At 70.5% G+C, this 23,513-nt stretch carries 18 protein-coding genes; 6 read left to right on the top strand and 12 right to left on the bottom strand.

The window, feature by feature from the left end; all coding sequences use genetic code 11:
* Window positions 1-23: 23 nt before the first annotated feature.
* From HNR02_RS24660 to HNR02_RS24650, 3 genes are all read right to left on the bottom strand, one after another.
* On the bottom strand, window positions 24-1,460 hold the full coding sequence (locus HNR02_RS24660) for an amino acid permease (RefSeq protein ID WP_179775488.1): 1,437 nt from the start codon (window positions 1,458-1,460) through the stop codon (window positions 24-26).
* 39 nt (window positions 1,461-1,499) lie between these two features.
* Window positions 1,500-2,855 (bottom strand): histidinol dehydrogenase, encoded by a 1,356-nt coding sequence (gene hisD, locus HNR02_RS24655; protein ID WP_179775487.1) that lies wholly within the window; start codon window positions 2,853-2,855, stop codon window positions 1,500-1,502.
* Between the two features lie 74 nt (window positions 2,856-2,929).
* Window positions 2,930-3,853, bottom strand: a complete 924-nt coding sequence (locus HNR02_RS24650; protein ID WP_179775486.1) for a LysR family transcriptional regulator — start codon at window positions 3,851-3,853, stop codon at window positions 2,930-2,932.
* 168 nt (window positions 3,854-4,021) lie between these two features.
* Between HNR02_RS24650 and HNR02_RS24645 the strand changes: the two genes are divergently transcribed.
* Window positions 4,022-5,356, top strand: coding sequence for an MFS transporter (locus tag HNR02_RS24645; RefSeq protein ID WP_179775485.1), 1,335 nt, complete (start codon window positions 4,022-4,024; stop codon window positions 5,354-5,356).
* A gap of 176 nt (window positions 5,357-5,532) precedes the next feature.
* Window positions 5,533-7,191, top strand: a complete 1,659-nt coding sequence (locus HNR02_RS24640) for a N,N-dimethylformamidase beta subunit family domain-containing protein (RefSeq protein WP_179775484.1) — start codon at window positions 5,533-5,535, stop codon at window positions 7,189-7,191.
* Window positions 7,192-7,275: 84 nt separating this feature from the next.
* Here the strand turns inward: HNR02_RS24640 and manD are convergent, their stop codons facing one another.
* The 3 genes from manD to uidA are packed head-to-tail and all read right to left on the bottom strand — an operon-like array spanning window position 7,276 to window position 11,644.
* Window positions 7,276-8,514, bottom strand: a complete 1,239-nt coding sequence (manD, locus tag HNR02_RS24635; RefSeq protein WP_179775483.1) for a D-mannonate dehydratase ManD — start codon at window positions 8,512-8,514, stop codon at window positions 7,276-7,278.
* Window positions 8,515-8,525: 11 nt separating this feature from the next.
* A complete protein-coding gene (locus tag HNR02_RS24630) occupies window positions 8,526-9,866 on the bottom strand; it encodes a glycoside-pentoside-hexuronide (GPH):cation symporter (protein ID WP_179775482.1) in 1,341 nt (446 codons plus the stop codon).
* Complete coding sequence (uidA, locus tag HNR02_RS24625; protein ID WP_312861123.1) at window positions 9,863-11,644, bottom strand: beta-glucuronidase; 1,782 nt, start codon at window positions 11,642-11,644, stop codon at window positions 9,863-9,865. Before uidA ends, HNR02_RS24630 begins: the two co-directional genes overlap by 4 nt.
* Window positions 11,645-11,750: 106 nt before the next feature.
* Here uidA and HNR02_RS24620 point away from each other — a divergent pair, with 106 nt between their 5' ends.
* The 4 genes from HNR02_RS24620 (at window position 11,751) to HNR02_RS24605 (ending at window position 17,486) form a co-directional block, all read left to right on the top strand.
* Window positions 11,751-12,758 (top strand): LacI family DNA-binding transcriptional regulator, encoded by a 1,008-nt coding sequence (locus HNR02_RS24620; RefSeq protein ID WP_179775480.1) that lies wholly within the window; start codon window positions 11,751-11,753, stop codon window positions 12,756-12,758.
* Between the two features lie 35 nt (window positions 12,759-12,793).
* A complete protein-coding gene (uxaC, locus tag HNR02_RS24615; RefSeq protein ID WP_179775479.1) occupies window positions 12,794-14,221 on the top strand; it encodes a glucuronate isomerase in 1,428 nt (475 codons plus the stop codon).
* On the top strand, window positions 14,218-15,486 hold the full coding sequence (locus HNR02_RS36560) for a mannitol dehydrogenase family protein (RefSeq protein WP_179775478.1): 1,269 nt from the start codon (window positions 14,218-14,220) through the stop codon (window positions 15,484-15,486). Before uxaC ends, HNR02_RS36560 begins: the two co-directional genes overlap by 4 nt.
* Before the next feature lie 329 nt (window positions 15,487-15,815).
* Window positions 15,816-17,486, top strand: a complete 1,671-nt coding sequence (locus tag HNR02_RS24605) for an ABC transporter substrate-binding protein (protein ID WP_179775477.1) — start codon at window positions 15,816-15,818, stop codon at window positions 17,484-17,486.
* Here the strand turns inward: HNR02_RS24605 and HNR02_RS24600 are convergent.
* The 6 genes from HNR02_RS24600 to HNR02_RS24575 form a co-directional block, all read right to left on the bottom strand.
* Window positions 17,479-18,186, bottom strand: coding sequence for an SDR family NAD(P)-dependent oxidoreductase (locus HNR02_RS24600; protein ID WP_179775476.1), 708 nt, complete (start codon window positions 18,184-18,186; stop codon window positions 17,479-17,481). The two genes, HNR02_RS24605 and HNR02_RS24600, sit on opposite strands and share 8 nt — an antisense overlap.
* Window positions 18,183-19,019 (bottom strand): polysaccharide deacetylase family protein, encoded by an 837-nt coding sequence (locus HNR02_RS24595; protein ID WP_179775475.1) that lies wholly within the window; start codon window positions 19,017-19,019, stop codon window positions 18,183-18,185. The genes HNR02_RS24600 and HNR02_RS24595 overlap by 4 nt, the downstream gene beginning before the upstream one ends.
* Window positions 19,016-20,158 carry a C45 family autoproteolytic acyltransferase/hydrolase gene (locus tag HNR02_RS24590; RefSeq protein WP_179775474.1) on the bottom strand — a complete coding sequence of 381 codons (1,143 nt, stop codon included), beginning with the start codon at window positions 20,156-20,158 and terminating at the stop codon, window positions 19,016-19,018. Before HNR02_RS24590 ends, HNR02_RS24595 begins: the two co-directional genes overlap by 4 nt.
* An 8-nt stretch (window positions 20,159-20,166) precedes the next feature.
* Entirely contained in the window at window positions 20,167-21,471 is a 1,305-nt protein-coding gene (locus tag HNR02_RS24585) for an MFS transporter (protein ID WP_179775473.1), read from the bottom strand.
* 28 nt (window positions 21,472-21,499) lie between these two features.
* Window positions 21,500-22,228, bottom strand: coding sequence for an SDR family NAD(P)-dependent oxidoreductase (locus HNR02_RS24580; protein ID WP_179775472.1), 729 nt, complete (start codon window positions 22,226-22,228; stop codon window positions 21,500-21,502).
* A 185-nt stretch (window positions 22,229-22,413) separates the two neighbouring features.
* A complete protein-coding gene (locus tag HNR02_RS24575; protein ID WP_179775471.1) occupies window positions 22,414-23,478 on the bottom strand; it encodes an AraC family transcriptional regulator in 1,065 nt (354 codons plus the stop codon).
* Between the last annotated feature and the right edge of the window lie 35 nt (window positions 23,479-23,513).

The raw sequence follows: 23,513 nt of genomic DNA, 5'->3' as shown, positions 1-23,513 counted from the left end.
TGTGGACGCTGAGGCCGACCGCGTCAAGAACGGGATCGCTCGGGCGGAGCCGCCGGACCAGCGTCCGTGCCGGTTCGAAGTGACGATGCGGTCCTGGTTCCGGCACTTCCCCGCTGAAGAAGCACCCCGGCCGCCACCAGGACGAGGGCCAGCCCCAGGGAGAGCCACAACTCGAGTCGATGACCGGGCAGGATGGCCATGACCACGAGGACCACCGCGATACCCGCGATCGTGAGCAGCGTCAGGTACGGGAACGCCCACATCGGCGCCTCGGGCGCGATGCCTCGGGAGCCCCTGCGCGTGGCGTACTGCGTGATGGCGATGACCAGGTACATCATCAACGCGATGGCCCCGCTGGAGGCGATCAGATAGGTGAACACGTCGGGCACGGCGAAGTTCGCGATGACGGCCGCGATCCCGATGACGGTGGACGCGACGACCGCGTTGCGCGGAGTCCCGTTGGCCGAGGTCCGGCCGAGCACATGAGGTGCGTCGCCGCGCTTGGCCAGTGAGTAGGCCATCCGGGAAGCGGTGTAGATGGCGGAGTTGAGACAGCTGCACACCGCGATCACCACCACGACGTCCATGATCCAGGAGGCACCGGGGATACCGACGCGTTCGAGCGCCGCCTGGTAGGACCCCTGCTCCAGGTCCGGCGAATCCCAGGGCACCAGGCAGACGACGAAGAACACCGAGCCCAGGTAGAACAGGCTCAGCCGCCACACCACCGCACGGATGGCCTTCTTGATGTTGCGTTTCGGCTCGCTGGACTCCGCGGCCGCGATCGTGACGATCTCGCTGCCCTGGAAGGCGAACATGGCGGTCAACAGTCCGGTGAGGATCGCGACGGCCCCCTGTGGCGCGAAGCCGCCGCGATCCCAGAGGTGGGAGACCCCGCTGGAGTCCGACGCCGGCAGCACCCCCGTCAGTGCGAGGATTCCGATGATGAGGAATCCGACGATGGCGACCACCTTGAGCAGGGCGAACCAGTACTCGAATTCTCCGTAGTTGCGCACCGCCAGCAGATTGCTGCCCGCGAGCAACAGGATGACCACCAGTGCCGGAAGCCACGTCGGCAGGCCGAGGGCGCCGCCGAGGATCTTGCCTGCCGCGATCGCCTCGATCGGGATGACCAGCACGTAGAACCACCAGTACAGCCAGCCGATCGAGAAACCTGCCCAGCGTCCCAGCGCCCGGTCGGCGTAGGTCGAGAACGAGCCCGTGTCGGGGTTCGCCACGGCCATTTCACCGAGCATGCGCATCACGAGAACCACCAGCGCGCCGGCGAGCAGGAACGAGATCAGGACAGCGGGGCCGGCCGCGCTGATCGCGGCCGACGAGCCGACGAACAGGCCGGCGCCGATGACCCCACCGATGGAGATCATGGTGATCTGACGGCCTTTCAGGCCGGTCGTCAGCGTATTACCGGCGCTGTTCGCCCGTTCCGGGGGCTGGGACATCGTTGCTCCTCGACGTGGGGAACCGATCGGGACGTGGGGTCAGTGACGGTCGACCGCGGGCGTGCCTTCGAACGCCCCGGAGTGCCTGCCGATCTCTTCGATGCGGATCGTCGCGGTCGCCTCGTGGGCAGCCAGTCCTTCGAACGCGGAGATCCGCTCGACCGCGGGCGCCAGGTACGCGGTGCCCTCGCGCCGGGCGCGCTGGTAGGTCAGCGGCTTGAGGAATCGCGACACCGACAAGCCGGCGTTGTAGCGTGCTGTCTTACCGGTCGGCAGCACGTGGTTGGTCCCGGCGATGCCCTTGTCCGAATAGGCCACCGTGGACCAGCGTCCCAGGAACAGGGAACCGTAGTTGGTGAGTTCCTTGAGATAGTAGTCGTCGTCCGCGGTCTGGATTTCCAGGTGCTCGGGGCCGAGGACGTCGCTCACGGCCACGGCCTGCGCGGGATCGCTCGCCACGATGATCGAGCCGAAGTCGCGCCAGGCGGGGCCCGCGACCTCGCGGGTGCTCAGGCCCGCCAGCTGCCGTTCGATCGCGGCCGCGACCTCACGACCGAGCAACTCGGACGTGGTGATCAGAGCCGCCGGCGAGTTGGGGCCGTGCTCGGCCTGGCCGAGCAGATCGGCCGCCACCCACTCCGGATCAGCCGTCTCGTCCGCGAGCACGGCCACTTCCGAGGGACCGGCGAGCAGGTCGATCCCGACCTGGCCGAACAGCTGCCGCTTGGCTTCGGTGACGAACGCGTTGCCGGCGCCCACGAGCATGTCGACCGGCTGCTCGCCCAGCAGTCCGAACGCGAGCGCTCCCAGCGCCTGGACTCCACCGACCGCGAAGACACGGTCCGCGCCGGAAAGGTGGGCACCGTAGAGCACCGCGGGGTGTGCGCCGTGCTCACCGGTGGGCGGCGTGCAGGCCAGTACCGTCGGCACGCCCGCGGCCTTCGCCACGTTCACGGTCATGAACGCACTGGCCAGCAAGGGGAAACGGCCCGCGGGCAGGTAGGCGCCGACGCGGTTGACCGGAACGTAGCGCTGTCCGCCGACGACCGAGGGAGCGAGTTCGATCTCGAAGTCGACGAGGTGCTCGCGCTGCGCAAGGGCGAACCGGCGGGTCCGGTCACAGCCGGTCTCCAGGGAGGACCGCACGTCCTCGGGGAGAGCGTCCCCGGAGCGAGCCAGCTCGGCGGCGCTGATCTCCAGCTCACCCGTCCAGCCGTCCAGCTCGCGGGCGTAGCGGCGGACGGCGTCGAGGCCGTGCCGTTCGACATCGGCCAGGATCTCCGAAACACGCTCCACGACCTGGGGATGGCGCTGGGCGGGAGGCCCGTCGACGGCCGGCTTCTTGATCCAGGTCAGCGGGCCGAGGTGATCTGCTTCCGCGGGAGTGATCTGCATGGCCGCACACGTTAAGCACAGTTCGACCACAGGACTAGGTGACTACCTCCTGAGCCACCCATCGGGTTTCCCTATTACTCCAGGTCGGGCCTCGTCGCGCCACCCCGCATCTCGCTGATGGCGTCTTCCGCGAGACGGGCGAACTCCCGGGTTGCGCGGGACAGCGGGCGCCCTCGCTTGCGGGCGAGCGCGATCGTGTCGAACATCGGCTCGTCGAACGAAGCGGTGTGCAGCCCGGGCGGGAAGGCCCGGCTGCCGACCACGGCCGCACTCGCGATGGTGTCCCCCACCCCGGCGGCGACCAGCTTCAACGCGGCCTCCACATGCTCGATCTCCAGGATGGGCTCGATGTGGACCCCGGCGAGCTGGGCACGCGCGGCCAGCTGCCGCCTCGTCGGATCGGCCCAGCCGTAGTGCGCGTCGTAGAGGACGAGCCGCGCGGCCGCCACCTTGTCGATGGTCACCGGACGCGCGGTGACGGCGGGATCGGCGCTGACGTAGAGGACCTCGTCGCGCATGAGCGGCGTGATGGCCAGGGTGTCGTCGTCCACCGGCAAAACGATCAACCCGGCTTCGATCTCCCCCGCGGCGATCGACGCGGCCGTCTCGGCCGAGTTGAGCCCGACCAGGCGGACCTTCACCGACGGATAGCGCCGGTGGAACGTGTGGGCCAGGTTGCCCAGCAGGTAGTAGTCGGCGTTGCGCAGCACCCCGAAGGTGGCCGTGCCGCCGCCCAGCGACCCGAGCGAATGGACCGCGCGGACTCCCTCGTCGGCGGAGTCGACGGTGCGACGGGCGTAGGGCAGCAGTTCCTGCCCCGCGGCGGTCAGGGACAACCGCCGGGCACCACGGTGGAACAGCACCGCGTCGAGCTCCTCCTCGAGTCTCCGGATCAGTTCCGACACCGAAGCCTGCGCGATGTCCAACTGGGACGCGGCGGCCGTGAAGGAGCCGAGTCGTTCAGCCGCCACGAACGCCCGCAGCTGGTTCAGCGTCATGCGATCGCCTTCACGCGCCCCTTTTTCCACAGGGCAACCCTATATCTGACCCAAGGTCGACCGGCTACCCCTATGTCGCGCCTGCACATAGCGTGCCGGGAACGGTGAACGATCACCGCGCCGGAGTCTCGCCCGTGCGAGCCGCGGCGCCCAGGAGAGGAACGATTCGTGAGCACCACCGCACGCAGAACGAGCGTCGCCGGAGGCATCGGCAACTTCATCGAGTGGTTCGACTACGGGATCTACGGCTTCCTCGCGGTGACCATCTCGACCGTGTTCTTCCCCGCGAGCGATCCGACCGCGGCACTGCTGGCGACCTTCGGCGTCTTCGCGCTCCCCGTGATCACCCGCCCGCTGGGCGGTGTCGTGTTCGCCCGTTTCGGTGACCGGATAGGGCGCAAACGCACTCTCGCCATCGTGCTGATCATGATGTCGTTGTCGACCGCCGCGCTCGGCGCGATCCCCGGTTACGCCACGATCGGCGTCGCGGCACCGGTTCTGCTCATCGTCGCCCGCATCGTGCAGGGCTTCTCCGCGGGTGGCGAGTACGCCGGCGGCGCCGCTCTCATCGCCGAAAGCGTGCCGGCGCGCCGGCGTGGCCTGATGGTCAGCCTCATGCCCTCCAGCACCGGATTCGGCCTCCTCGCGGGCTCGCTGTTCTCGTTCGTCCTGACCCGCACGCTCACGGCGCAGGAGCTGGCCTCGTGGGGCTGGCGCGTCGGGTTCCTCGTGGCGCTGCCACTCGGTGTGGTCGGGCTCTACATCCGGCTGAAGCTCGAAGAGACCGAAGCGTTCCGCGAGCTGGAAAACCGCGAACAGGTCGCGCGGTCACCGGTACGGGAAACCCTGCGCACCCAACCGGCGAACGTGCTGAAGGTCGCGGCGATCACGCTGGGCCAGACCGTCTGCTACTACGTCATGCTCGTCTACACCCCGACGTTCCTGGAAACCGAACACGGGTACAGCTCGGCCGCGTCACTGCTCACCACGTCGATCGCCATCGCCGCGTACGCGATCACCATTCCCGTCGCCGGAGCGGTCTCGGACCGGATCGGGCGCAAACCACTGCTGTTCGGCGCGTCCATCGCGGTACTCGTCCTGGTCATCCCCGCCTTCCTCATCATCCCGGGCAGCGCGGTCGGCATCGTGGCCCTTCTCCAGTTCGCCGTCGGCGGGCTCGCGCTCGGCTGTTACAGCGGGCCGCTCGTCTCGACCTGGGTGGAACTGTTCCCGACACGCGTGCGCTACACCGGGGTCTCACTCGGGTTCAACCTCTCGGTCATCGCCTCGGTGTCCTCGCCGTTCGTGCTCACCTGGCTGATCTCGGTCACGGGGAACGACCTGATGCCTGCCTGGTACGTCGTCGTCGCCATGGCCGTGTCCCTGGCCACCTTGTTCTTCCTGCCCGAGACCGCTCCAGGGAAGACCGGAAGGGACCTCGTGCGCACGACGGACGCCGGTTCGGACCAGCGTGATGACGAACGCAGCCCGTCCACCTCGTGACGCGGCGGCGGGTCCGACCGCACCGGGGACGGGGGCTCCTCGTCCCCGGTGCGGTCGGACCCGCCGCCATGACCAGGCTTTCCCCGGCCTCCGCACGCCGATACACCCAGCCTCCGGTCGAAGCGGCGCGCTGGTCCCACCGCCGTGCCCACGATTCTCGTCAGGAAGGACGCCACATGACCACGCCCACCGCGAACGGATCCCGCCCCGGCGGCGACATCACACCCGAGGTGGTGTCGGGCCTGCCGCCCGGCGCCCAGCGCGTCTGGGTCGAAATCCCGCACGAAGCGGGCCATCCGGCCGCGTGGTGCTACAGCGACAAACGCTCATACCTGCCCGGCGAGGAGGTCGACCTCTACATCTCCACCACCGCCGCGGAGCTGGAGCTGCGGATCTATCGCGACGGGTGGCACGAAACCACCGTCCACACCGAACGCCTCGCCTCGGCCGGTTTCCAGCCCGTGCCCGCCGACGCCTACCAGTCGGGCTGTGACTGGCGTGTCACCACGTCCTGGATTCTGCCCGCGACGCTGCGCCCCGGGCCGTACCTCGTCGAACTGCGTGACGCGCACCAGCCACCGGACGCGCGCCCTCTCGGGCACCATTTCTTCGTCGTGCGCAACCCGGAGCAGCGCCCGGGTGCGCTGGTCCAGGTTCTCGCCACGTGCACCTGGTCCGCGTACAACGACTGGGGCGGCGCCAGCCACTACTTCGGCGTGCACCCGGGTACCGCCAGGGGGCGCTCTCCCGTGCTGTCGGCCCGGCGGCCCTGGGCACGCGGGCAGGTGTGGCTTCCCGGCAACGCGCCGCGCATGGTCAATGCCCACCGGCCGACCGGCCCCCAGCCACCTCGGTACGAGTTCGCGGAGTGGGCTTACCTCAACGGTTACGCGAAATACTATGCCGCGTCGGGATGGGCGAGCTTCGAACGTCATTTCTTCCGCTGGGCCGAGGCCCGCGGCTACGAGGTGGACCTGCTCGTGCAAGAGGACCTCCATGCCGATCCGGCGGCGCTCACCCCATATCGCTGTGCCGTCTTCGCCGGCCACGACGAATACTGGACGGGGCGCATGCGCGCCCATGTGGACGACTACGTCGCCGCGGGCGGACGGGTCGCCCGGTTCGCGGGCAACTTCATGTGGCAGATCCGGCTGGACCTCCAGCGCGACACTCAACTGACCTACAAATACGACGCGGGCAGGCTGGATCCGGTCGCCGGAACCGAAGCACAGCATCTGCTCACCGGGGCCTGGGAGGATCCGGCGGTCGGCAATCCCGGCGCCACGACCTTCGGTGTGAACGCTTTGCGCGGCATGTACGCGGGTTTCGGCGCCTTCGCGCCGCGATCGTCGCGTGGCTACGTCGTGTTCCGTCCCGAGCACTGGTCCCTGCGCGACACCGGCCTCGGTTACGCCGACACGTTCGGCGACGGTGCCGCGGTGTTCTCCTACGAGGTGGACGGCCTCGACTACGAGTTCCGGGACGGCCTTCCCCACCCGACCGGTACCGACGGTGCACCGGCCGGTCTCCAGATCATCGCCATGAACTGGTCCACCGCGGCCGAAGACGCGCGCGAGAAGGACACAGCGTATTTCATGCTCGGCGACGGTGACGCCCGTTACCGCGCCAGCATCGCCGGCGAGGACTACACCGAGCAGACGCGGCGGCGCTTCGCCCGCGGTGCGGGCATGGTCGTCTCGTTCTCCCGAGGCGACGGCGAGGTGTTCACGGCCGGGACCTGTGAGTGGGTCAACGGGCTTCGCACCGGCGATCAGGCGATCACCACGGTCACCGACAACGTGCTGCGGCACCTTCTCGGCGACGCGCCCACCTGAACCGGTCGCCGAGGCCAGCATGCGGTAACCGATCCCCGTGCCGCGCACGCCACCAGCGGGATCGGTCGCGGGCCACGCCGTGAGTCACCAGTCGTGCACCGTCCCGTCGCGCAGCCGGTTCGTGGGCAGATAGGCCGGTTCGTAGGGGTACCTCGCCGCGAGTTCCTCGTCGAAGTGGATGCCGAGCCCCGGCTCCTCGCCGGGGCGCAAGCCGCCGTCGTCGAAGATGAACGTCGGGCCGAACACGGCCATCGTCTCCGCGCTGTGCAGCATGTACTCCTGAATGCCGAAGTTGTGCACCGCGAGCCCGAGATGCACACCCGCGGCGAGTCCGATCGGTGACACGTCCGTCGGGCCGTGCATACCCGACTTCACCTGATACATCGCGGCGTAATCGATGATCCGGCGCACCCCGGTGATACCGCCCGCGTGGGTCACCGGGGAACGGACGTAGTCGATCAGCTGCTCCCGGATCAGGGTCTGGTAGTCCCAGACGGTGTTGAACACCTCGCCGATCGCCAACGGGGTCGTCGTGTGCTCGCGGACCAGGCGCAGACCTTCCGGGTTCTCGGCCGGGGTCACGTCCTCGAGCCAGAACAGGTCGTAGGGTTCCAGGGACTTGCCGAGCCTGGCCGCCTGGATGGGCGTGAGGCGGTGGTGCGCGTCGTGCAGCAGGATCAGCTCGGGGCCGAATTCGTGGCGCACGGCTTCGAACACCGACGGCACGTGGCGAAGGTAGGCTCGCGTGTCCCACGTCTCCTCCGCGGGTAGCGCGGCACGCCGGGCCGGCTCGTAGTCGTACCGGGCGGAGCCGCCGACCGCGGCGGCCGAGCTGGTCGCCACGCCGTACACGGAGTCGAGCCCTGGCACACCGGTCTGGACGCGTATCGCGCGGAATCCGAGGTCGAGGTGTTCGCGAATCGAGTCGGTCAGTTCGGGGATCCCGCGTCCGCTGGCGTGGCCGTAGACGAGGCAGCGGTCACGGCTCGCGCCACCGAGGAGCTGATAGAGGGGCAGGCCCGCGACCTTGGCCTTGATGTCCCACAGCGCCGTGTCCACGGCGGCGATCGCGGCCATGGTGACCGGGCCCCGCCGCCAGTAGCCGCCCCGGTAGAGGTACTGCCAGGTGTCCTCGATGCGGTGGGCGTCCCGCCCGATCAGCAAGGGAACGACGTGGTCACGCAAGTATGCGGCGACCGAGAGCTCCCTGCCGTTGAGGGTGGCGTCGCCGTACCCGACCACGCCGTCCCCGGTCGTGATCCGGAGGGTGACGAAGTTCCGCCCCGGGCTGGTGACAATGACGTCGGCGCGATCGATACGCACTGGTTCTCCGTTCATGATTCGACCAACTGGTGCCGCCGGCGCGCGACCTCCGCGGTGATCTCGCGCAGGCGTTTCTCCGTCAACGGGTAGCTGATCATGATGACGACCGCGATCACCGTGCAGGCGGCGGGCACCAGGCCGGCCGCTGCGCGGATGCCCCACAGCGCCCCCTCGCTCTGCACCCTGGCGCCGCCGGCGTATCCGGCGATGGCCATGGTGTAGGCGGCCGCGGCGCCGCCGAGCGCCTGACCGATCTTGCGGACGAAGGAGAACACCGCGTAGGTCGTGCCCTCCGTGCGGGCCCCGGTCTTCCACTCGCCATAGTCCACGGTGTCGGCCTCCAGCGACCACATCAGGGTGTTGACGAGCCCGAGGCCGGCGCCGATCAGCAGGAAGAACCCCAGCGACAGGAACGGGACCGCGGCCGGCGCGAGCAGCACCCCGACGCCGCCTGCCACCATCATCACACCACCACTGACGTAACTGGCGACCTTGCCGAACCGGCGGACGAGTTTGGGCACGAACGGCGCGAGCACGAACATCAGGACCAGCTGCGGTGCGGAGATCGCGATGTAGAAGCCCGGATCACCGAGCACGTCCCGGGCGTAGTACACGCCGACCGTCTGGATCGAGGCCATCGCGGTCAGGAAGAACAGCGAACTCACCGAGAGCATCACCAGCGGCTTGTTCCGCCGCAGCGTGCGCAGGCTGTCCTTCAGGCCGACCTTCGTCACGGCGCGCGGCACGGTCTCCCTGGCCGTGGCGAACGTGAACAGGTACAGACCCGCGCCCACGACCACGAAGGCCAGTGTGGTCAGCAGCAGCGAGCGCTGCAGGTTCTCGGAGTTCCTGATCTGCGGGGAAACCGCGAAGCTCAGCATCAGCATCGTGGCCGCAGCCCCCATCCCGCGTGCACCGGCCAGCTTGGTGCGTTCGACGGGGTCCTGCGTCATCGCCGCGGCGAGCGATCCGTAGGGAATGTTGACCAGGCTGTAGGCGGTGCCCATCGCCGCGTAGGTCAGGTAGGCGTAGCCGATCTTGGCCGGCACCGGCCAGTCCGGCACGGCGAAGGCGGCCACGCTCAGCAGGAGCAGGGGAACGGAGGCGTACAGCAGCCAGGGACGGAACTTCCCGAACCGCGTTCTGGTCTTGTCGACGAGCCGGCCCGCCGCCAGATCGGCGAAGCCGTCCCAGATCCGCACCACCAGGAAGATGGTGCCGGCCGCGGCGGCCGGAATTCCGGCCACGTCGGTGTAGTACACCAGCAGGAACATCGACGACATCGCGAAGGCCAGATTGTTGGCCGCGTCCCCGGCCGCGTAACCGAAGAGCTGTCGCACGCGCAGTTTCATGCCCGGCTCCAGCGGCGCCTCAGGGTGAACGCGCCCGCCTTGGGTTTGCGGTCGCGGGTGAACACGCCCTTCTTGTTGCCCTCCACCCGGAAGACACCTGCCGAAGTGGCGAAATCGGCGAAATTCCACACGTGTTCGCCGACCACGGCCTCGACGCGATCGAAGACCCGGTGATACATCTCCAGCAGCTCGGCCTGGTACTCCTCCGTCCACGGCTGCGGAACCACCGAGTGCAGGCCGGCCACGGTGTCGGCGCCGTACTCGGTGACGAGGATCGGCTTGCGGTGCCTGCTCGCCCAAGCCCTCAGGTCGGCTTCCAGTTCGCGCTCGGCCGCCGCCAGGTCACCGGTCTGCGTGTACCAGCCGAAGTAGCGGTTGATCATCACGACATCGGCCAGTTCGGTCACCAGGCATTCACCGGACGGCGACAGCATCATGTTCACGAAACCGACCGGCCGCCCGGGGTCGAGCCGCCGCGCCTCGGCGAACAGCGGTTCGAAGTACTTTTTGGACTCTTCGGTGTGCGACTCGGGTTCGTTGGCGATGCTCCACAACACGACACTGGGGTGGTTCTTGTCCCTGGCGACCAGTTCGCGGATCGCCTGCAGGTGCGTGCGCCGGGTGGCGTCGGAGATCGTCTCCTCGGAGAAGGTCGGACGCTTCGCGCCCTGCAGGATGCCGCCGCCGAGCCCGAGGTTGAGCCCCACCGCCGCGGTCTCGTCGATGACGACGAGACCCTTGCGGTCGGCGTAGTCGAGGATCTCCTCCGCGTAGGGGTAGTGCGAGGTGCGGAACGAGTTGGCGCCGATCCAGTCCAAGAGCGCGAAATCGTGGACCATCGACACGTCGTCATGCCCCTTGCCCCGAACCGCGTGATCCTCGTGCATGCCGAAACCGGTGAAGTGGAAGGGCTCGCCGTTGATCAGGAACCGGGTGCCGTCGACGGCGACCGTCCGGATGCCGACGTTCAGCGAATAGCGGTCGGCGCGTGACCCGCCGTTCCACAGCTCGACGTCCAATGTGTACAGATATCCCTCGCCGGGACGCCAGGGGTGCACCTCGCTCACGGTGAGTGTGCCGGACGGACCGGCGGCGCGCGCGACTTCGGTACCCGTCGCGTCGCGCAGCACGACGTGCGTCTCCACGCCGTCGGCGATGCCGGCGATCGCCACGTCGTAGTCCACCGTGCCCGTCGTACCGGCCAGACCGGTACCGACGGTGACGTCGCTGACGTGCGTGACAGGCGTCGTGTACAGCCATACCGGCCGGTGCAGGCCGGCGTAGTTGAAGAAGTCGTGGTAGTACCGCTGCCGCGACCCCTCCGGGGTCTGTTCGACGTATCCGGGCGGAATCGAGTCCCAGGCGAGACGGTTGTCGACGACCACCGTGATCCGGCTGGCCCGTCCCGGCCGCACGACACCCGTCACGTCGGCCTCGAACGGGGTGTACCCGCCTTCGTGCGCTGCCACCTGTTCGTCGTCCACCCACACGACCGCGCGGTGGGTCGCCGCGTCGAACCGGAGGACAACCCGCTCTCCCGCCCAGCTCGCGGGAACGACCACGTCGGTCTGGTACCAGGCCTCGCCCACGTGATCGCGGATCGCCGGGTCCGGGAGGACATCGTTGTAACTGGCCGGAACCGGCATCTCGACGCGACCGGGAAGCGGCGCCCGCCACCACTTCTGGTTCCGGCCGGCTCCGCCGGGATCGGTGGCGAAACGCCAGAGCCCGTTGAGGGTGCGGCGGTCCCGCCAGGTGTTGAGGATCGGTCGAAGCACCGTTGCTTCCCTTCTGCGCGACAAGAGGTATCGCCCGACGGTAGGAGGCCGCCAGTAGCATGACAATCTGTTGCCAGCTGTTGCCACGACGGGCGGAGGGCGGGGCGTGCGCCAGGGACGGGTCACCATCTACGACGTGGCGAGGCACTGCGGAGTGGCCGCCTCCACCGTGTCGCGGACCTTCGCCGACCCGGCGCGGGTCAACGTGGCGACCCGCGAGCGGGTGCGGGCCGCGGCGCGCGAGGTCGGCTACGAGCCGCGGCCCCTGGCCAGGGTCGAATCCCCCGGCCGCAGCCGCACACTGATGCTGGTGGTCACCGACATCGCCAACCCCTACTACGCGCCGCTGATCAAGGCGGCCCAGGCGCGGGCCATCGAGCGGAATTTCACCCTGGCGCTCACCGACAGTGATGAATCACCCGAGGTCGAGGCGCGGAATCTGCGACAGTTGCTCGCCGCGGCCAGCGGCGGGATCCTGGCGACCTCGCGGCTGTCCGACGACGCGGTGCGCCAGCTCGCCCAGCACCGGGCACTGGTCATGGTCAACAGGGACATCGACGGCCTGCCGAGCCTGTTCGTGGACACCGCGGCCGGCATGCGCAAGGCAGTGCGCCACCTCGCCGCACTCGGTCACCGCCGCATCGCCTACCTGTCCGGGCCGCGCAGCTCCTGGGTCAACAGTCAACGCTGGCGCGCCGCTCAGGAGGAAGCGAGCTCGCTCGGCATCCGGGCCGGCTTCCTCGGCCCGTTCGCGCCCAACCAGCAGGGCGGACACGAGGCAGCCGACGCCCTGATCCTCGACGGCGCGACCGCGGCGATCGCCTACAACGACCTGATCGCGCTCGGCACGCTGCAACGCCTGCACGTGGCCGGCATCCGGCTGCCGGATGAGATCAGCCTGATCGGCTGCGACGACATCTTCGGCGCGGACCTGGCGGTGCCGGCACTGACCACGATCGCGGGCCCCACCGCCACACTGGGCAGGTGCGCCGTGGACACGGTGTGCGAGGAGCTGTCCGGACGCGACGGGCCGCAGGCCGTGCAGCGCTTCGACGCCCACCTGGTCGTGCGCGGCTCGACCGGCCCCGCGCCGGTGACAACTGGTGGCAACTAGTTGCATGACGCCGGCCGCGGGCGGAGTCTGCGGATATGCACCGTGGCTCGACAGGGATCGCCCTCGAACCCCATCCGGACCGGCTCCTGCCCAGCGACCCCGCCGAACGCTCGATCGCCCGCCGGTTGTACGACAGCGTGCGCGACCTGCCGTTGATCAGCCCGCACGGCCACGTCGACCCGGCGCTGCTGGCCCAGGACACTCCGTTCGGCGACCCGGCCGGGCTCCTGGTCACGCCCGACCACTACGTGACCAGGCTGCTGCACGCCCACGGCGTCCCCTTGCACGAGCTGGGTCTGCGCGACCGGGATGGGCACACCGCCGCGCCACGTGAGGTGTGGCGCGCCTTCTGCTCCCATTGGCGGTTCTTCCTCGGCACCGCGTCGCGCCAGTGGCTGGAAGGCGAACTGCACGACGTGCTCGGCGTGACGGCCCACCCTTCCGCGGCGACGGCCGACGCGTTGTTCGACGAACTCACCGAGCGGCTCGCCAAACCCGGCTTCCGCCCGCGTGAGCTCTACGAGTCGTTCAACATCGCCGTGCTCGCCACGACCGACGACCCGGCCGACGACCTGCGGCACCATCGGGCGCTGGCCGACGATCCGTCCTGGCGGGGCCGGGTGGTGCCGACCTTCCGGCCCGACCGCTACCTCGACGCCACGCACCCCGGCTGGCCCGCCGCGCTGGATCGCCTCGCGGAGGCGAGCGACGTGGACACCGGCAGCTACCGCGGGACGATCGCCGCACTGGAGCAGCGCCGGGAGTTCTTCCGCCGGCACGGCGCCACCACGACCGACCACAGTGCCCCGGACGCTCGCATGGAGTTCCTGCCGGAGGCGGAGGCATCCCGGTTGTTCGACGCGGTCCGGTCCGGAGAAGCCGGCCCCGGGGACGGGCGGCTCCTCTCGCGGCACCTGCTCGGCGAAATGGCCCGGATGTCCAGTGAGGACGGCATGGTGCTCGCCCTGCACACGGGCGTCGATCGCAACCACCACGAACCCACGTTCAGCCGGTACGGGCGCGACACCGGCCATGACATTCCGTTGCGCGCCGAGTTCACGCAGGCGCTCAAACCCATGCTGCGACGGTTCGGGACGCATCCGGTGTTCCAGACCGTGCTGTTCACGCTCGACGAGACGGTGTTCTCCCGCGAGCTGGCCCCGCTCGCCGGCTTCTACCCCACCGTCTATCTCGGCGCCCCGTGGTGGTTCCTCGACGCTCCACGGGCCATGCGCCGCTTCCGCGACGCCGTCACCGAAACCGCCGGGTTCCACCGCAGCGCCGGGTTCATCGACGACACCCGGAGCTTCTGCTCGATCCCGGCGCGCCACGACACCGCCCGCAGGGTCGACGCGGCGTATCTCGCCGGCCTGGTCGCCGAGCACGTCCTGACCGAGGACGACGCCCAGGAAGTGCTCCGCGACCTCACCGACCGTCAACCGCGCAAGGCGTTCCGGCTGTGACCCCGCGGCTCACCCGCGCGAGCGCACCACCGCCCGTCCGCGCCGTCCACCTCGGACTGGGCGCGTTCCACCGGGCCCACCAAGCCTGGTACACCGCGGCCGACCCCGCGTGGGGCATCGCCGCCTACACCTTCCGCAACACCGAACTCCCACGGCTGCTCACCCGGCAGGACGGGCTGTTCTCTTTGCTCGTCCGGGACGAAACACGCGACCGGGTGGAGACCGTGGGCTCGATCGTACGGGCGCACCCCGGTGCGGACACCCGGCAGTGGCTGGCGGACGTGGCTTCCCCCGAGGTCGCGCTGATCACGATCACGGTCACCGAGGCCGCCTACACCGTCCCCGAGCCGGGTGCCGACTCCGCCGTGTCGCGGCTGGCGGCCGGGCTGCGGGAGCGCTTCCACGCCGGCGCGGCCCCGATCACGCTCGTGCCCTGCGACAACGTCGCCGACAACGGGGAGGTGCTGCGCTCCCTCCTGCGCAAGGTGTGCCAGGAGCCCGCGTTCGCCGAGTGGGTGGAACACGACGTCGCCGTCGCCGGTACGGTCGTGGACCGGATCACGCCGGCTACCACGAAGCGCGACGTGCGGATGGTTCGGGAGCTCACCGGGCGGCACGACCCGGCGGCGGTGGTCACCGAGCCCTTCGCGGAATGGCAGATCGCCGGCACCTTTCCCCGCAGCCGGCCGGCGTGGGAGCGGGCTGGGGCGCAGGTCGTCGGCGACATCGGCACCTACCAGCGGCGCAAACTGTGGTTGCTCAACGCCGCTCACTCACTGCTCGCCTACACCGGGCTCGTCCGCGGGCACGCCACTGTCGATCAGGCCGCCGGCGATCCGGTGCTCGGCGGCCTGATCGAGTCCTGGTGGGACACCGCGGCCGCGTACCTGCCCCTTCCCCCCGGTGAGATCACCAGCTACCGGCGGCGACTGCGCGACCGGTTCACCGCACCGGGGATCCGGCACCTGCTCAGCCAGATCGCCGCGGACGGTTCGCACAAGATTCCGGCCCGGATCCTCCCCGTGCTGCACCGCGAGCGGGCCCGGGGGCGGTTACCGCACAGCGCGGTCGCCGGCCTGGCCGCCTGGCTGGACTACCTCCGCGAGCGTGATGTGCGGGACGCGCGCGCGGCGGAACTGGTCCGCCTGGCGCGTACCGCGAAGCCCGCGCAACGAGTCCTCGTCGCGATCGACCCCGGCCTGGGCGACGACCGGGAACTCCTCGCCGCCATCGACGCCGAGTTGCGGGAGGTCCGCGCGTTCTGAGGCAAGGCCGTACCGAGCGGGAGATCCACGTCCGACCCGGATCGGTCACCAGCGCGTCGTGCCCGGGCACAGCGGCCACGGTGAAGGCGCCGCCTGAGTGCGGCAGCGACGCCGAGCCCAGCGCCGGGCGCGATGACGCGCATCGACCTCCGGGGCCGAGGCGAGGCGAGCGGGTCGCCACGTCCGGCACCTGCGGGCGGGCCCGCGGGTACCGGTCGCGGCAGGTTCCCGGCCGGGCAGATCCGCGCCGCGGTCGAAATCCGTGCCGGGCGTCCCGTGCCGGTACCGGAGGACGTCAGGGAGAATCGGCGGTCGAGGAGGGCGACCACGTGGACGATCCTGATTCCTTCGAAGGTTGCAGGCGCTGGCTGCAACCTGCGGCCGGCCCGGGGAGCGGCAGCGGGTTCTTCACCTCCCGGACCGACCTCGTGCGGGTGGCACAACGGGCCGCGCGGGTGTTGCGCGGCGAGTTCGTGAGCTACCTCGACGTCGCCGGGAGCGAGGTGCGGCGCGTGACGATCGACGTGCCGGACGTCGACCGGCCCGTGGCGCGGCTCGATGTCGTGGAAACCCCAGCTCCGTTCGGGCTCACCGTGCGCGAGCTGCAGGTGGCGACGTGCGTCGCGGGCGGGCTCAGCAACCAGGAGATCGCCACCGTCCTGGGCTGCACCCGCCGGACGGTCGCCACGCACCTCGAACACGTGTTCGCCAAGACCGGCGCGACCTCACGGGCACTGGTGACCGCGCTGGTCGCCGCCGAGGATGCCTACGTCGCCCCGCTGCCCAGCCCGGACCTGACCCTGCCCGGCACGCTGCTCGCCGTGCTGCGCGATCCGGGCACGGCGCGAAGGCCGGGCCGCGCCGTACGGCCGCGTCCCGCGGTGCTCGCCTCGATCTACCCGGCGGACCCGCTGGCCGGCGTCGTGCAGGCGATGCGCGGCGGAGTCCGGCTGGCGGTGCACGAGCTGAAGCTCCGTGGCGGGATCGCCGGTCGGCCCGTGGAACACGTGACCGTCTCCAGCACACCGCAGCGCCTGGTCGAGGCGGTGACCGAACTGGCCGACCGCGGGGTGGACGCGTTCGTGCTCGGGAACTTCCCGCTGCGGTTCGCCCGCCCCGCGATCGCGGCGGCGGCGGCCACCGGAGCGCCCGTGCTGCACAGCATGACCAGCCAGGTGCTGTCCGACGCGGTGCACGCCGACCCCGGCACTCTGGGCGGCGTGTTCCAGGTCTGCTCGACCGAGTCCGCGTACGTGCCGGGGCTGCTGCGCACCGTCGGTCACCTGGAGCGCCGCGGCGCGTTCGCTCCGCGGCGGCGGAGGCTGGCCGTGCTGCACCGGGACAGCACCTTCGGCCCGGGCGTGCCCGACCGGGTACAGCGGCAGACGGCCGAGGCCGGCTGGGACCTGGTGTTCCTGGAGGCCGTCCCGGACGACACCCTCGGCTTCGCCGACGTCGTGCGCCGCCTGGAACGGGCGGACCCGGACGCGGTCTCGCTGGCGATCTTCCCCGAACCGACGTTGCGCGCGTTCCTGACCGCGGCCGGGGACCTGCGGGAGAACGCGCTCCTGCACGCCGCGTGGTCGCCCGCGGCCCCGGGTTTCACCCAGCGGTTCGGCGCACTGAGCGAAGGACTGGTGTGGTCGACCGTCATCGGCAACGTGGACAGCCCACTGTGCGCCGGGTTCGAGCAGCGATTCCGGGCAGCCTTCCACGCCGAGCCGGGCCCGGCCGCCGCGGCCGTGCACTACGACATGGTCAACGTCCTCGCGCACGCCTGGAGCCGGGTGAGCAGACCCTGGGATTTCGCCGCGGTGCGGGAACAGCTGCGCTCGACGGCGTCGTTCGGCGTGACCGGGGCCCACCAGTTCGAGGGCCGCGGCCAGCGTGGGCTCAGCTACCCCGACGACACCGTCGATCCGACCCGCGGCCACCCGCACCTGGTGTACCGCATCACGGGGGGCACGCACCGGAGACTGGCGCCGCCCGTGCTCAGCTGAGCCAGCTGGGCGCGGTCACCGAGCCGATGCCGTCGCCGCCGTCGACGGGCACCGTGCGCCCGTTGACCCATCCGGCGTCCTCACCGAGCAACCAGGCGACCACCGCCGCGACGTCGTCCGGCCGGCCGAGGCGCCCCTGCACGCTACCCGCCCGCACCGCGTCCACATAGGACTCCGGAACCGGGTTGAGCGCCGATCCGACGTCGACGAATCCGGGCGCCACAGCGGTGCAGCGGATCCCGTCCCGGCCGTGCTCGAGTGCGAAGCCGCGCACGAGCGCGTCCAGTGCCGCCTTCGACGCCGCGTAGACGGCGGTGCCGGGCCGGGCGCGGAGGGCGGCTCCGCTGCTGAGGAACACCATCGCCCCGGGCCGGTTGCCGGTGCGGCAGCAGCGGACGAACTGCGCTCCCGCGCTCAGGGCAGACCGCGTGTTGACGGCGAACACGCGGTCGAACAGATCCTCGTCGCTCTCGGCGACGGGCACGGCCGGGAACACTCCCGCCGCGTGGACGAGTGCGTCGAACCCACCGTGCTCGTCCCACAGCCGCTCGACGTGCGGCGCGACGACGCCGCTGCGGGAGAGGTCGATCCCGGGCAGGTCGGTGCCGGTGACCGACCAGCCATCGGCCCGGAGGCGGGCGGCCACGGCACGTCCGATCCCGCCGCCGGATCCGATCACCAGGACCGCGCCCATGGTCATGCCCCCAGGAGAGCGGGACGGACCCGCCGCGCGACATCGGCGCACCGCGCGAAGACCACACCGAGGTCCAGGCAGCCGGTGATGAACTCCTCCAGCGCCACCATGCGCGCGCCCCGCCCGACGACCTGCGGGTGCAACGTCACGGTCACGACCCCGTCGTCGACGGTGCCTGCCATGTACTCCACGTCGCGGCGGAACCGGGCGAACATCTCCCCCGCGTCCTGCAACCCGGGCATCACGTACCGCGCTGTGCGCAGGAACTCCAGGTGCGGGTAGTCGTCCAGCGTCCAGGACACCGGCAGTTCGACCACCGACGACGCCGCGCCGAAGGCGTACGGTCCGTCCGGGTCGCAACGGTCGCCCGAACGCGCCAGATAGGGCTCGAAGTCGGTGCCCATCAGGGAGGAGTCGTACTCCACACCCAGTTCGGTCAGGATCGCGATCGTGTTCTCGGTGAAATCCCAGCTCGGCGTGCGGTGGCCGGACGGCGGGCGCCCGGTCAGCTTCTCGATCAGCTCCGCCGACCGCCGGTTGACCGCCAGCTCGGCATCGCGGTCCAGAGTGGACACCGGCTCGTGGGCATAACCGTGCAGCGCGATCTCGTGTCCCGCCGCCGCGATCGCTTCGCACTGCGCCGGGTAGGTCTCCAGGGTGTGCCCGGGGACGAAAAAGGTCGAGGAAACGCCGTGGCGACGCAGCAAGGTCAGGATGCGGCCGATCGCGTAGGCGCCGAACTCGCCGCGTGACACCGGTCCCGGTGTGGTCTGATCGCGCGCGATCCACAGCGAGATGGCGTCGAAGTCGAAGGTCAGGCAGACGGTCCCGCGGCTCACGCGAGCACCGTCCCGGCACTCGGGGGGAACTCCAGCGGCGCCTCCGACGTCCGGTCGAACAGGGTGGCCAGGTCCCAGCGTGCGTAGGCGTGCCGGCTCGGCGGGCCGGGCGCGATCCACAGCACCCGGTCGGTCAGGTCCATCACCAGTGAGTACACCGTGGCGTTGCGGTCGGCCACGGGGATCTCCGGGTCGGGGTGGCGGCAGATGCCGTCCGGGAAGGACCACTCGTCCCGCAGTGTCGCGACCACGTCGGCGACCCCGACGCGGCGCTGTTCGAGCGCGGGCTCCAGCAGGTGCCGGGCCCGCACCGGGCGGAGCAGGGTGAGCGCGCTGGTCGCCGCCTTTCGATCCTGCAGCGGCAGCCGGGCCTGGAAGTGGTTGGAGTGGGTGATCAGGCCGTCTTCGGGGAACAGGGTGCCGAACACCCCGGGCGCGAGTTCGAAGTCGACGGACTCCCCGCCGGCGTCGGCGAGCAGGACGTTGCCGGAGGAAATCCGTTCCACGGGCAGCAACCGCCGGTGCGCGGCCGACATCGTTTTCGCCTGCAGCGCCGCGCGGAGCAGGTAGTGGTAGGGCACGCCGACTCCGCCGCGGTCCAGATCGGACACCAGCAGGTTGGCGCAGACACCCAGTCCCGCCGAGTTGAGCCCGCTTTTGGCGAGCATGCCCGCCTCGGTCAGCGACAGCACGCTGAAACCGCTCTCGTCGCGGGTGGCCAGCAGGAAGGTGACCTCCGCCTGCTCCGGATGCCAGTCCCAGTTCTGAGCGAGCAGGGTGTGCCCGTCCGCGGTGTAGCGCGGCAGGACCGACAGCGAAGTGCAGCCTTCGTCGCGGTACCCGGTGCCGTAGAGCATCTCCGTGCGCGCGTTGAGCGCCGCGAGCCGGTGCGCGGGGTGCCCGGATCCGGCGGCCATCCCCTCCAGCATCCCGGCGATCTCCGGCGAATAGGACGACGCCACGTCCAGGTAGACGCGTCCCCAGCGGTCGATGTCGGCGTCGCTGAGGCCGGCGTCGTCGTGGAACCGGCCCACGTAGGTCTCCAGGCTGCGGGCGATCAGGTCCGCGGTGCGCTCGCCGAGCTGCTCGCCCATCTGGCGATGGCTGCCCTGCACCGCGATCATGCGCGGATGGTCCATGGTGGTGCTCACCTCAGTTCGGTCCGGTAGGTCTCGGGCATCAGGCAGACGGTGACGAAGGTGATCACCGCCGCGGTGGTCGGGAGGAGGGCCACGAGGAGCGGGGTGCCGGTCGCGTCGATCACGGCGGTGGCGATGAACCCGGCGGTCCCGCCGAAGGCCATGACGGAGAAGTTGTAGCCGATGCCCAGCGCGGAATAGCGCACGTTGGTGGGGAACAGTTCGGCGAGCGCGGCGGGCCCTGGCCCGGAGAACGCGGCCAGGACGAGGGCGATGAGGACCTGGCCGAGGTAGACGCCGGCGGTGTCGCCGGTGGAGAACAGCCACATGACCGGGAAGCTGAGTACCACGAACCCGCCGGACCCGACGAGCAGCAACGGTTTCCGGCCGATGCGGTCGGACAGCACCCCGAAGCCGAAGATCGCCACGGTGAGCACGACCAGGCCCACGAGGTTCGACGCCTCCACGACGCCGGGTTCGACGCCGACCTGGCTGCGCAGGTGGGTGGGCAGGTAGGTGAGGAAGAAGAAGTACGCGACCGTCCAGCTCACCGTGAAGAAGAACCCGCGGGCCATCGCGGACTTCTGCGTGCGCAGGGCCAGCTTCAGCGGGCTGGCGACCGTCTCCCCCGCGGCCGCCTGCTCGCGGAAGGCCGGAGTGTCCTCCAGCCCGAACCGCAGCAGGATCGCGACGAGCGCGGTGAGCGCGCCGACGAGGAACGGTACGCGCCACCCGAAGTCCTGCATGCCCTGCTCGCTCCAGAACAGCGAGTTCAGGGCGACGACCGCGGCGGCCACGAGGAACCCGGCCGCGGTGCTGACCTGGTTGAGGCTGCCGTAGCGACCGCGGGTGCGCGGGGTGGCGTACTCGACGAGCATCGCCGCGGAGCCCGCCCACTCACCGGCGACCGCGAAGCCCTGGAACAGCCGCAGCAGCACCAGGAGCACGGGCGCGGTCACACCGATCGTGGCGTACCCGGGCAGCAGTCCGATGAGGACGGTCGCGGTGCCCATCAGGACCACGCTGGCCAGCAACGCGGGACGACGGCCGAGCTTGTCGCCGATGTGCCCGAAGACGACGGTCCCGACCGGCCGGGCCAGGAAGCCGACCGCGAAGACCGCGAACGTGGACAGCAGCGACGACAGCGCACTGCCCTCGGCGAAGAACTGCGCCGACAGGTAGACGGTGGAGTAGGCGTAGACGAGGTTGTCGTACTGTTCGAGCAGGTTTCCGACGCTGCCGGAGACGAGCGCGCGGAGTTCGAGCCCGCGGCCGGCGTCGGTCACCGCCGGACCGGTGTTCTGTGCCGTCATGCAGATCCTCCTCACATGAGGGACGGGGTCAGGAGGCCGCGAGGTATCCGCCGTCGACCGGCAGCAGCGTGCCGGTGACGAACGAGGAGCCCGGACCGGCGAGGAAGGCGAGCACCGCGGCCAGCTCGTCCAGTTCCCCGGGCCGGGCCAGCGGGGCACCGTGCACACGGGCGTGCAGCGCCTCCGGCGGGAGGTCCGCCAGCAGCGGGGTGCGGAACACACCGGGCAGCACGGCGTTGACGCGCACGCCACGGGGCGCGAGTTCGACGGCCGCGACCTTCGTCAGCTGGTGCACGGCGGCCTTGCTCATCTGGTAGGCGACCGACGACGGCACCGTCGCGGCGCCCGCCGGTGGAGTGGTGACGCCGTAGATCGACCCTACGTTGATCACCGAGCCGCGCGTGCCGGCGAGGTCCTCGGCGAAGGTCTTGATGCCGCGCCACGGCCCGAAGGCGTTCACGGCGAACACGTGGGTGAACTCGTCGTCGGAGGTGGACAGCAGGTCGGCGCGCGCACTGACCCCGGCGTTGTTGACCAGCAGACCGACCGGGCCGTGGTGCCGGTGGACGGTGTCCCGGAGCCGCTCCCAGGAGGCGGGATCGGTGACGTCGAGGTGGACCTGACCGGGGGTCGCGGTGTCGTAGGCGATGTCGGCGCGCACGACGGTGGCACCGAGCCCGGCGAGCCGGCCCGCCACGGCGGCCCCGATCCCGCCGGCGGCGCCGGTCACCACCGTGATCCTGTCCCGCAGCGTCACGAGCCGCTCCTGTCCACTCGAGGACGGTTGCGAGGAGGGTAGGCCCGGATGGCGGACGGGACATCGGTCATTCGACCGAGGCGTACCGGGTTGCCGTGCGCTGTACGGCGGTGTCGCCGACCGGCGCCGCTGCCGCTGACCCCACCGGACGGGGCGTTCCCGCATCCGCGGCAGCTCACAACGGCTCAGACAACCCGCGGCGGGCGCTCCTCCTCGGTACCGCCCTTCAGGCTCACCGACGGCGTGACGCCGTAGACGGCCCGATAGGCGGTGGCGAACCGTCCGGTGTGGAAGAACCCCCACCTGGTCGCGATCTCGGTGACGGTGGTGCCGTCGGTGGCGTCGGCCGCCAGCAGTTCGCGATGGGCCCGCTCGAGCCGGATCTGTCGGATGTATTCGCGCGGGGTCCGGTCGAGCGCGCGGCGGAAGCCCAGCTGGAGGGCGCGCGCGGTGACCCCCAGTCGCCGCGCCAGCTCGTTGACGTTGAACTCCGCGGCGGTCTCGTCCTCGACCATCCGCATCGCCGAGCGCACCACGTCACTCGGTGCCGCGCGGTAGGGCGGCCTGGTGGGCCGGCTCAGGTCGTGCTCCAGTCCGAGCAGGACCGCGCTGAGCGCGTGTTCGGACAGCTGGTGCAGTACTCCGTTGGGGACGGCCGTGACGTCGTCGTACCGGCCGAAGACCTCGGCGAGCAGCCTGGCGGCGCTGTACACGGCGTGCCCCTGCTCCAGCGTCAGCACTTGGTGCACGAATCGCGGCGGGCTGTCGGGCTCGTGGGCTCCCGTCAGCACGCGCGCCGCGCGAGCCAGCGCGGAGGTCGTGACGCGCAGCATGAGGGCATCGCAGTCGGCACTCCATTCGGTGACGATGCGCCCCTGCGGCGCGATCACGACGAGGGACTTCCCTGCCCGCGCGTCCACGGCCTCGCGGCCCCGCCACAGGCGCAGGTGGCCCGACAGCGGGATCGCGACGCCGAGGTACCGGGAACCGGCGGGCCGGTCGACGGTCACCTCCGCTCCGTAACTCATCCGCCCGACCCCCACCGAACCGGTGTCGGCGTAGAAGGCGCGTGCGTCGACGCCGTCACGGTCGCCGGGGCAGGCCCGTAGCCTGCCCGGCGCCATGAACCGCCTGATCTCCACCTCCGCGATGTCGAGATCGTGCGTCTCGTAACGCTTGTAGGCGGCGAGTGAGCGTCCCACGGCGTCCTCGACGCGCGGCTGGTGGGCGATCTCGATCGATGCGGTCATGCCGGCCCCCGGATGTCGGTCACGGGAATCGTGGT

The organism is Amycolatopsis endophytica (assembly GCF_013410405.1).
In the GTDB taxonomy this organism is placed as follows: domain Bacteria; phylum Actinomycetota; class Actinomycetes; order Mycobacteriales; family Pseudonocardiaceae; genus Amycolatopsis_E; species Amycolatopsis_E endophytica.
This window is presented reverse-complemented; position numbering and strand designations above follow the sequence as displayed.